The 11,219-nt window shown below is 54.5% G+C and carries 6 protein-coding genes; 3 read left to right on the top strand and 3 right to left on the bottom strand.

Annotated elements, in window-relative coordinates:
• Positions 1-267: 267 nt before the first annotated feature.
• The 3 genes from B2G88_RS19060 to B2G88_RS08445 all read right to left on the bottom strand — a co-directional run bounded on the left by B2G88_RS19060 (position 268) and on the right by B2G88_RS08445 (position 4,559).
• The gene (locus tag B2G88_RS19060) at positions 268-891 is read right to left on the bottom strand and encodes a hypothetical protein (protein WP_140408830.1); all 624 of its coding nucleotides are present in this window, start codon (positions 889-891) and stop codon (positions 268-270) included.
• Positions 892-1,055: 164 nt separating this feature from the next.
• A complete protein-coding gene (locus B2G88_RS08440) occupies positions 1,056-3,626 on the bottom strand; it encodes a BGTF surface domain-containing protein (protein ID WP_087714521.1) in 2,571 nt (856 codons plus the stop codon).
• Positions 3,627-3,953: 327 nt separating this feature from the next.
• Complete coding sequence (locus tag B2G88_RS08445) at positions 3,954-4,559, bottom strand: TetR/AcrR family transcriptional regulator (protein ID WP_054862856.1); 606 nt, start codon at positions 4,557-4,559, stop codon at positions 3,954-3,956.
• Positions 4,560-5,428: 869 nt separating this feature from the next.
• Here B2G88_RS08445 and B2G88_RS08450 point away from each other — a divergent pair.
• From B2G88_RS08450 to B2G88_RS08460, 3 genes are all read left to right on the top strand, one after another.
• Positions 5,429-6,439: a COG1361 S-layer family protein gene (locus B2G88_RS08450; protein ID WP_342744112.1), complete on the top strand. Its 1,011-nt coding sequence runs from the start codon at positions 5,429-5,431 to the stop codon at positions 6,437-6,439.
• A 72-nt stretch (positions 6,440-6,511) separates the two neighbouring features.
• On the top strand, positions 6,512-9,238 hold the full coding sequence (locus tag B2G88_RS08455) for an efflux RND transporter permease subunit (RefSeq protein ID WP_087714523.1): 2,727 nt from the start codon (positions 6,512-6,514) through the stop codon (positions 9,236-9,238).
• Between the two features lie 716 nt (positions 9,239-9,954).
• Entirely contained in the window at positions 9,955-11,151 is a 1,197-nt protein-coding gene (locus tag B2G88_RS08460; RefSeq protein WP_087714524.1) for an orc1/cdc6 family replication initiation protein, read from the top strand.
• The last annotated feature ends 68 nt before the right edge of the window (positions 11,152-11,219 follow it).

Raw genomic sequence — 11,219 nt, forward strand, 5'->3', positions numbered from 1 at the left:
TGGTTAGCATGCGATCAGTGGAAGGCGACCGTCGGCGTTCTACCAGCACTTCATCGTCTCCCAACCAGCCTCCCGGGATAGGGGTATCTGAAGAGTCTTTCACACCAAGGTATAAGTTTTGTGGATAGACATTTACTTCTATATTAGAAGTGTATGAGAGGGAAATACTTTTAGAATATATAGTTATATTCAATTGCTCGGTGGGAAAGAGAGGCCTCTATGTGTAATTTTGACCGATGCCGAAGGAACTGTGAAAAAGTTTCGATTTTATATATACTTTCGAATCGCTAACTCGTCATCAATTAACTTGAGATCACAATCAAATGGACCAGCAATGCAATAGTACTCAAGAATGAGCCTTTCATCACCAGAAACTGAATTATGATCATTAAGTTCGGACCTGTGAATTAGAGATCCGAAATCAGTATACAATTCCTCAAGTTTGAGGTTACTTACGCGTGCACTGTATTCACTAATCGAATATCGACGATTTGGGTTCCTATCAAAATGTTCGCGATCAATAATCCACTGCGTTGCTTCTGCTCGTTGTTCGACGACAACAGTTTGGTATTTTCGAAGTCGGCGTTTACCAAGAAAATGTAACACCCAGTCGAAAGCCTCTCGAGGAAGTGATGACTGAAAAACAGTATTTTTCGTGAAGTTAATTGACTCGAGTGTCTCGCGGTTTTCGTTGACAAACACCTTGGCCGCTTGGCGGATATCACCCTCAAGATAGTAAACAGTCGTAAATCCGCCAGTTCCCTGTATTAGGCTATTTTGGATTTCGACCTTGAGGTGACGGAGTTCGGCACGTTCTCTGGGTGCTAAACGTCCACGGTGAATGTTCGTTTGTGGGGAGGCAGTTAGTAATTCATACTGTTTAGTTGCCACACTAATGTGTTTTTCACCCAACTATTTGTCTATTACTATAATAGTATATTGGTATTAGACAATAAGAGATAGTAGTGTGATTGCAGAGCCACAGCTAACAGCATAACAGCCAAAAGAAAAGTCAAGATGCGTCAAAGACCGGATGGAATCCGGTAGTTGATCAGTTAGTTCTGCTTGCGGATGGCGAGCATTGCAGCGGCGAGCAGTGCGAACAGTGCAACAGCGACGCCAAAGCCAGGCGTGCCGTCATCGTCCGCGGTGTCGTCCTCACCGTCATCATCTGCAGGTGCGTCATCATCTGCAGGTGCGTCGTCATCTGCAGGTGCGTCGTCATCTGCAGGTGCGTCGTCATCTGCAGGTTCTTCAACAACGCTCACGGTGCCGCTATCGGAGTCGTCATCAACGGTGACGCCCCAATCAACATCGCCTTCAGCCTCGGTTGGGATGTTGTAGCTTTCGGACCACTCGTCGCCAGCCTCGAGCGTGACGTCCTCGGAGGCGACAGCTTCGTCGCCGACGTCAACGCCGATTTCGACGTCCTCAGCAGCGCCGCCGGTGTTCGAGACGGTCACGTCAAGGGTTGCGTCGTCACCAACGTACACTTCTGCAGGTGCGTCAGTGTCGAGGTTGATGATTGCTTCTTCAGCGTCGACGAGTTCGGCTTCGAAGTCATCCTCAAGGTCGTGGAACGACTCGGAGGCTTCAACTTCGACTTCCGTGCCAGTGTCGTAGTCGCTGAAGTCGTAGGTCACCGTGAAGGTACCGTCATCCTCGACGGTGCTCTCTTCATCCATGAAGAAGTTACCGGAGGAGGATGCGCGGGTATCGAGTTCCGTACCCGGTGCGACGTTCGTCTCGCCGGTTACGTCAGCGTCAGCGTTTGGCAGTTCGTCGACAGCGCTGAGTTCGAAGTCTGCACTAACGGTACTGAATTCAATCGTTGCTGTCTCTTCGTCATCCTCGTCGTCGATGAACGTGTTGGAGTCGTTCAGCGTGAGGCTCAGCTCGTAGTCATCTTCCTGGCTGAGGTTGTCGAAGAGGTCACCCTGATCGAGGGCAATTGTGGCAACGCCATCGTCCTGCTCAGCCTCGAGGACGGTTGCGCTGAAGTTGTCTGCGGCGGTCCAGGTCTCTGCGTCAGTGTTTGGACCAGGGTCGGTCTCAGTGATGTTGAGTTCGATACCAGCATCGCTGAGGTCGGACTCTTCGTTACCTTCCTCGAGGAAGGCGAAGATGCTGTTAGACTCGAGCTGGACGACCGTGTGGTCCATCTCGTCGTCACTGACTGCGATCTCGTCCGTCTGCGTCAGCGTCGTGTCCTCGAGATCGTCGCTGTCTGCGAGGTCATCGTCGCCAGGTGCAGTCCAGACACTGAGACCGTCCTCGTTAAGCTCGGTGCGGTCCTCGAGCGTGAGGAATGCGGAGTCAGTCTCGTCCGTGACGTTGTTGTCGTCGTTGTCCAGACCAGTGATCATCTCGTAGTCGCCCGCGTCGAGCGGTGCGGAGATGCCGGACTGGTTCATACTCTCAAAGTTGATTTCGTCGTCGTCGTCAGCGAGGCTGTATGCGTCCTCACCAACTTCGGCTGTGTTGAAGTGGATAGTGACGTTACCGCTGTCGCTACCGTCTTCAACACCGATCAGGTCTTGGTAGTTGTCGTCTTCTTCGTCACCGATCTGCACAAAGACTTCATCGTCGTAGTCGTCGATGTCGACGGTGATCTCGGCGATGTTACCGAGGTGCTCGACGACGTTGCCGTCGAACGCGACATCCGCGTCAGGTCGTTCTTCAACGGAGAACTCGTCGGATTCAGCCGTGACACCGGAGCTGATGTCTTCGACTTCGATGGTGTGGTTCTCGTGGTCGACGTCTTCGTCGCTCAGGTTGAACTCAGCGTCGACTTCACCGTCGGAGCCGATGGTCTTGTCGGTCACGTTAGCGACTTCGTCGCCATCTTCGTTGAGCAGTTGGAACTCAACAGGGCGGTCGATGTCGTCAGCTTCAGCTGTAGCAGTGACGTTCTGGGTGTCCCAGTACGAGTCCTCGTCCGTTTCGACGTTGAGGCCGAGGTCGTCAAGTTCAATCGTCACATCGTCACCGCCCACGAAGTCGACAGTAATGTTGTCAGCGCCGCTCCAGCGGTCGTCACTGGTATCGAGCGTGCGGACGTTGCTGTCAGAGCCGAGACCACGGGTGATGGACGAATCTTCGCTGGAGATATCGACGGTGGCACCGGTGCTACCGACAATTGCGATGTTCTCACCGTGGTAAGCGTCTTCCGAGTCAGATCCTGCCTCATAGGCCGGATCGACAGCAGCAGTTGACGTACCTTCGATGTCGTATTCTTCAGTAGTGTCGTCCCACTCAATTTCGAGCGTTCCGTCACCGATTAGCACATCGTCAGCGGTATCATTCGTGAGAATCAGAACGTTAGTAGCCGTATCAACGTTCCAGGTGAGTTCTTCACCATGTCGGTCCTTGACGGTGATTTCGTCACCCGACGAAAGGCCGCTTACGTCGTCTTCAAAGACGGCTTCGATAGATTGTTCATCGCCGCTGGACAGACTGTCGTGCGGTCCGTAGGCGACGGGTCCCTGTTCTACTTCGGTTTCTTCGTTCGCCGCGGCTGCTGCGCCCGCGAAGGCGGCAGACATCGCGACGACAGACAGAACCATCATCGCGGCAAGGAACAACGCACGTCCCTTCTCGCGATATGAGTTTTTGTTATGTGTCATGTTGTGTTTGTGTTCGTGTTCAGCTTCAGAGGCGACGTGACCAGCACCACAATGATGTGTGGCCGGTCGGGTTCGCCCCGGATAGGGGTATGAGAGCAATTTAGGCTTTCCGTAATAAGCTTTCTGTATTAGAAGTCAATTATCTGTTAACTGGTACGGAAACCACACTGGAAAGATACCCTCTTTTTGACTCATGTTACCGAACAGTGAATACGGTATTAGCGACCAGTAAGGTCCTATTACACCGTGAAAAGCAGATGATCAAATAAATTCCGCACTTGGACCTCGTAATAAGTATTGATGAAAGAATTCTGAATAGGAGTCATTCTAAGTACATTTATAGAGTCGTCTGTTTAAGTACATCTGTACTTCTACTTGCAACTTATCGAGCGACAATTCGCTCTCGACGGACGACCGACGATGAACAGCCCCAACGATCAGCGTCAAAAGCGTTTCAGCAACGGCATCCGGATCAACTTCTCGGAAGACACCAGTCTCAATTCCTTCTTGGATTACATCCACAAAGTACGCGTGCATTATCCGATCATTTCGCTCGAAGTACGTGCGGTACGCTGCATCATGAGTCGACCGTGCTCGCAACTCGAGCATCATCGTAAAGAATCGTTCCGCCTCTGCGTCAAACGTGGGATCAACGGACCAGAAGATACTCTCCTCGAGCCGTTCCCGAGGATTCTCTATTGAGTCGTCAATCAGTTCCGACTCAAACGATTCAAGAAGGTATTCTAAGCACGCAAGAACTAACGCATCCTTATCGTCGTAGTGGTGATAAATGAGGGAGGGACTCTTATCAAACTGGTCGCCGATTCGCTTGATTGTAAGCTCACTGTAGCCATGGTTGAAAAGCGCCTGGTAGGTTGCTTTGAGTATTTCTGCCTGCGTACCGTCGACATCGTCAAACGGATTGTTCTTCATAGTGGGGTTGGCAGTTGAGAGCCGTTACACCTGTCATCCACGGTAGCATCAGTTAACTCCGCTGGGATTTCGGTACTGTCGAGAAACATATCCATCGTCTTCACTGACTATCCTGATAAACGGGCTGATTGAACGTTCAATCAGAGCGATTATATGCATTGCTGGCTAAGACAAATCAATGAATAGAATAGTTCGGAGTACAACATATTCCGTAACGATGGTTGAAATTAGCCCTCCACGCCGTAGCAGACCGCTAGAAATTGGTGGTTACTGTGCAACGTAAGCAGATTCTACTCGGATCGATAATCGTATTAATTCTACTGGCAGCAGGACTGGCAGCCATACCTAGTGTGCTCAGTCAAGAAGTTGGAGAAGCAACACGCGGAGAGCCTGATCTCGATATTTATCTTCCAGATTCGGAAGTTGACACCGGGTCGGAAGCAGTCCTTGAGTTGCAGGTACAGAACGACGGTAAACTTGAGCAAGGAATGCAGGGTGATCGAGTGTATACTGCACGATCAACCACCGTCGATATCACAGACTCCGGGCCGTTCGAGGTGAAGTCTGGTGAACAAGCAGTTGGATCGATCCAAGACGGAATGACTCAATCAGCAACGATGGAAATCGTTGTTCCCAACGACATTGATCCAGGATCGTATGATATCACCGTTGAAACAAGTTACTCCTATGACCGTATTGTCTCTGATCATATTAATGCGATTAGGCAGGAAAGCAGAACCGAAACCCACGACGTGACCGTCGTTGTCACTGACAATTCACCCCTTTTAATCGAAAATGCAAAAACGGATGTTGAACCCGGGAGCAGCGGCGACGCAACTCTCGAAATACGAAACACGGGCACTGAACCAGTGAACGAGACGCATGCGTCTATTTCTGGGTCCGGAATAGTCGTCGACGGTGAAACTGCCGAGGAACACATCGGAAATCTCGAGCCTAACGAGTCGACAGTTGTTTCGGTCGATATCGGTGTCGATGACGCGGTTAGCGAAGGAACAAAATCGCTACAAGCAACGTTCACGTACAGAGACACACACGGTATCGAACGCGAGACGGCACCGACGATGACCAGTCTTCCGCTTGGAAAGAGCCAATCATTCTCGATCAACAATATTGTGGACACGCTGTCGGTCGGTTACGACGGCCATATTGGCGGTGAAATCACCAACGAGGGGCCGCGAGCGATTGACGACGCCGTCCTCGTCGTCGAGCCGATGAGCGAAACACTGTATATCGAGGATACGCGCTATGCGCTTCCCCCACTCGAGCCAGGTGAGACAACGACGTTTACCTATCCGACAGACGTCAGCGGGCAGGCCGATGCCGGACCGCGCCAACTGCGATTCTCCATCGAGTACACCGGCTCGAGCGGTGAGGCGACGCTCGAGGACGGGCCATTTACCGACCGCGTCACCGTCGACGAGCGGACGGACGAGTTCGCACTGGGAGACGATCCCATCACTGTCCAGCAGGGTGACCGAACGGAGTTTGCCCTCGAGATCACCAACCAGCGCGAGGAGACCCTCTCAAATATCGACGCCCAACTGTACACCGACAGTCCGCTGAGTACGGTAAACGACGAGGCGTTCGTCCCCGCCCTCGAGCCAGGTGAGTCGACGGAACTCACCTTCGACGTTGCGGCCAGCGAGAGTGCACCGACCGAGTACCACCCGGTCGAACTCGACTTCCAGTACGACACGGAACGCGGTGACACGGTCGTCTCCAGCGTCTACCAGCATCCAATCGAAGTCATGCCGGGCGAGGATGACGATAGCGGCGGAATTACGGGCACGGTCGTCGGGATCATGGCGTTGCTGTCGGTCGCTGGTCTCGGCGTCGGGATGTGGTGGCGTCGGACGTGACCGAACGCAGTGTCACGCTGACCGAGTGGCCTCGAGCGTGCAATTTCGATTGCGAGACAGAGACTACTACCGATGACTAACGCAGATCGCCCTGGCTCTGCCCCCGACAACAGCGACGAGGCTTCCGCAGCCGACGCGTCCCGCCCACGCGGCGTCATCGGTCGCCTGGCCGCGTTCGATCTACGCTCGAGGATCGGGTCGACAGATGATGGGCGCACAGGAACGGACTCGAGGACGAGGGCGGAGACGAAGACGAATGCAGACACGAAGCCGGACTCGAGTGGACGGAAAAGCGACGAAAGCGGAGGTAATCGCGGTGAGGACCCGTTCACACGTCGAATCAACCCGCTGATTACGAATCGGCCGTGGACGGTCGTTTTCGTCTTTATCTTGCTGACTGCGCTCTTTCTCGGCGGGGCAATGGTCGGTGGCGGCGACCAGGAAGCCGGGACGGACCAGTTCACCGAGGGCACCGAACAGCAGGAAGCCTTCGACGATATGCAGGAGAACTTCGACCGTGGGACGCGCGATTCCGGTGGGACGACCGCGCAGTTGTTCATTACCGATGACCGGAACGTCCTCTCAGAGCCGAGTTTATTGCGGATGCTCGAGTTCCAGGATCGGATCGAGAACGAAGACGGCCTGAGAGTTGCCTCCTCGACGAGTCCGGCGTCGCTCGTCGCGATGGAACTCGAGCCGACAGCGGAGACTGCTGAAGCGCAGATCCGTGCCGTCGAGTCAGCCTCACAGCGCCAACTCAACACGGCGATTGCCGATGCGGATGAGAACGCAGGGCTGCCGGTAAGCACGGATTTCACTCCTGAATCGGCCAGTGCCAACGTTGCCCAGATTGCGGTCACGTACGACACACCGCCGAATGCGGATACGGATGATCACGCAGTGCTCCAGTTCTCGACACAGGATCTCGCAAACGAGATTGACGGCTTCGATACGGACGAGAACGTCGTCATCTTCGGCGATGCGATTCTCGAGGAAGAGATGTTACAGTTGCTCGGCGATACGTCTATCGTGGTCTTCCCGGCCGCAATCGTGCTGATTCTGTTCTTCTTGCTGGTGGCCTACCGCGACCCTATCGACCTCGGACTCGGGCTGGCTGCGCTGTTGATGACGATGATCTGGACGTTCGGGTTCATGGGAATCGCGAATATCCCGTTCTCGGACTCGTTGCTCGTTGTCTTTCCGCTATTGCTCGCGGTCGGGATCGACTTCGGGATTCATATTATCAATCGCTATCGCGAGGAGCGAATCGCCGGTGCGTCGATTCGTGATGCGATGGGGATTACGACGACTCAACTCACGACAGCACTACTCATCGTCACACTGACGACTGTTTTCAGTTTCGCAGCGAACCTCGTCAGCGAGATGACGCGTGACTTCGGGATCGTCGCTGCAGCAGGCATGATCTTTACGTTCCTCATCTTTGGCGTCTTCCTCCCTGCCGGCAAGGTTGGGTTCGACCGCTTGCGCGAGGGAACCCGCTTCCCAACGTTCGGGTCGACACCGCTTGGAAGCGAAGGATCGCTCATGGGCCGGGTGCTGCCAGTTGGCGTCTATATCGCCCGGTTTGTCCCCGTCGTCTTCGTCGTGGCAATACTTCTTATCGGCTTGGGTGCTGGGGCCTACGGAACCGGCGTCGATACCGAGTTCGACGACGAGGCGTTCTTCCCCGACGAGGACCGTATCGAGCAGTACAAAAGCTTGCCCGGCCCGCTTGCACCCGGTGACTACACCTTCATGACCGTCCTCAAACACATGGAGGAAGACTTCGAACAGGGGATGGAGGGGTCAGTAACCGTCTATATCGACGATCCAGGACTCAGGGATGATGGCGCACTGGGAGACATTGACCGTGCACTCGAGAACCCACCAGACGCGTTCGAGACTGGCGAGAACAACCGGGTTACGGAGGCAAACAGCATCCTCTCGGTTATCGACCAGCAGGCAGCGGCCGATCCAGCGTTCGCCCAGACCGTGGCACGATACGACTCGAGCGGGAACGAGGTGCCGGACCGTGAACTTGATGCGGTCTACGATCACCTGTTCGATGACCACGAGTCGGCGGCTATGGATCGCATGACGACAGACCGGAGTGCAAGTCGAATCGATATTCCGATCCACGTCGATGCAGAGCAAGACGAAGCGGTCGCGGCTGCCGGTGACGTAGCGGACAGTCTCTCGCTGGATGCGACACCGACTGGCCAACTTGTCATCTTCGAAGGCGTCATCGAGCAGACCACGGAGTCGGCGATCACCAGCCTCCTCGTCGCGTTCGTGCTGACGATGGTCTTCCTCGTGCTCTCGTACTGGTGGCTCGAGGGCCGAGCCGTCTACGGTGTGATCAACCTCGTGCCGGTGTTGCTCGCCGTTGCCTTGCTCGCCGGGACGATGCGCCTACTTGATATTCCGTTGAGTCCGATCAACGCGCCGATTCTCTCGGTGTCAATCGGTCTGGGCGTCGACTACACGGTCCACCTAATGCACCGGTTCGTCGACGAATACGAGGACAGCGACGACCTCGAGCAGGCGTTGCTCGTGACCGTCCGCGGGACTGGCGGCGCACTCACCGGCAGTATGCTCACGACAGTCTGTGGACTGGGCGTCCTGTATCTCGCCTTGATCCCGCTGATCATGGAGTTTGGCCTCCTCCTCGCACTGGGTGTGTTCTACGCCTGGCTCGCCTCGATTGTCGTCTTGCCGTCGACGATTGTCGTCTGGGATCGTCTTGACCAACGCTACGGCTCACTCGAGTTCGACCAACTGTTCGAATCGCGGTCGTAAGTCGACTCGAGCAAGGCGAAATCATCTCAGAGAGGGAGAAATTATCTTAGGGATGTCGGTCTAGAAATGGGTGGTGAGTGAGAGTGGATTTCGTGTGCTTTTGGCTGTCACGGAGTCGGTTCACATGGAGCGGTATTCGGATGTAGAACAGTGAGAGAGTACATTTCGTGTGCTTTCGCCTCGAGATGGTCGGTTGGGTGAGACGGTCGGTTAGGTGAGAGGGGTGGGTAGGTGAGATGGTTGGTTCGGTGAGGAAGGGAGGCAGGCAAACAGGGAGATGGATAATTGGACAAGACGGTTGGTTCGACGAGAGAAGGAAGGAGGCAGAAAGGAGTGGGTCCGAAGCGCGCAACCAGAAACAAATGATGGAGACACACGGACCGAAAATCCGAACGATAAAAACGAGCGGCCACGACTCACCAGTATCCCCCTCCATGCAGTCCCTGACTCACAACGGAGGCGATCCACACTCGAGCGCTCAGCGAGAAACCTGCAGACTCGAGTGCGCACCGAGAAACTGCAGACTTGAGCACTCGACGTAACTCGAATTGGACGTCAACGGAGTGAGAGTACATTTCGTGTGCTTCGGACGGCAGAACTGGGTGTGTTATCGGAGTGGCCCCGGCAGTGCTCGGTATCTCACTCACTGGAAGTGAGCAAACGAAACAGACGAAAGGAGGTTTTAAGTAGTAGTGGTCAACAACCAGTAGTACTGAATGTCTGGCCCGTTTAGTGATCTCACGGAAACTATCTTTGCCGATAAGTCCGTTCTGAGCGAGAGCTATCAGCCGGAAGCCATCCTCGAGCGAGACGAAGAAATCGACGCATTCAGCCACGCGCTTCAGGACGTGCTATTCGGCCGAGAACCTGAGAACGTCTTTCTCTACGGCAAAGCAGGACTTGGGAAAACAGCGGTCACGACGTACATGATGGGCGAGCTACAGTCCGAAGTCGAAGTCCGTGAAGACGCTGATGATCTACACGTCCACGAAATCAACTGCAACGGCAAGACACTGTTTATGGTGGTCAGACGACTGGTCAACGAATTACTCCCAGCGGATGCAAGCCCGTTTCCGAAACGCGGACTCGGAACCGGCGATGCCTTTGACGAACTCTATACACAACTGGATCGACACGGTGGCACCCACCTGATCGTCTTCGACGAGATTGACCATCTGGACGACGTCGATACCCTCCTGTATGAACTCCCTCGAGCCCGCTCGAACGGCTATCTTACGGAGTCATTAGTCGGAATTATCGGCATCAGCAACAACTACACATTTCGTCAGTCGCTCTCTGCAAAGGTTAAGGACACGCTCATGGAAACTGAAATCTCGTTCAGTCCCTACGATGCTGGCGAGTTGCGGACGATTTTACACGACCGAGCGGATCGTGCGTTCGTCGACGGAGCCTGTGACGATTCAGCGATTGCGAAAGCTGCAGCGCTGTCGGCACAGGATATGGGGAATGCGCGACAGGCAATCGACCTGCTCCGCGTGGGCGCTGAAGTCGCCGAACGCAACAGTGACGAAATCGTCGACGACACGCATATCGAAAACGCCCGCACACTCGTCCAGCGTGGTCGCCTTCGAAACAAGATTCGTGATCAGACCGAACACGCTCAGTACATCCTCGAGGCAATCGCTAAACTCGAGGAACGCGGTGACGTCCCAGCCCGCTCGAAAGAGGTCCAAGAGGGCTACGAAACGGTGGCAACAGCCTACGGTGCAACACCACTAACGACGCTCAAGAGCATTCAGGATCACCTTTCAGACCTCCATATGCTCGGCTTTCTCGTTCGGCACGAACGGAACAAGGGCCTCAGCGGCGGCCAGTACTACGAGTACGAACTCGATCTCGATCCGATGATCGTCCTCGAGACGCGAGAGGAAATCGTCCAGCCAGCAGAATAGCGGCTGCGACCACCACTTTCTCGAGTGAAAGCACACGAAATCTACTCCCTCCCTCTCAAACAGAGACG

This window comes from Natronolimnobius baerhuensis, assembly GCF_002177135.1.
Lineage (GTDB): Archaea > Halobacteriota > Halobacteria > Halobacteriales > Natrialbaceae > Natronolimnobius > Natronolimnobius baerhuensis.

What these genes read in the sequence shown, in the direction of transcription:
- B2G88_RS08440 (WP_087714521.1), bottom strand. Translation starts at nt 3,626, where the DNA reads ATGACACATAACAAAAACTCATATCGCGAGAAGGGACGTGCGTTGTTC.
- B2G88_RS08445 (WP_054862856.1), bottom strand. Translation starts at nt 4,559, where the DNA reads ATGAAGAACAATCCGTTTGACGATGTCGACGGTACGCAGGCAGAAATA.
- B2G88_RS08455 (WP_087714523.1), top strand. Translation starts at nt 6,512, where the DNA reads ATGACTAACGCAGATCGCCCTGGCTCTGCCCCCGACAACAGCGACGAG.
- B2G88_RS08460 (WP_087714524.1), top strand. Translation starts at nt 9,955, where the DNA reads ATGTCTGGCCCGTTTAGTGATCTCACGGAAACTATCTTTGCCGATAAG.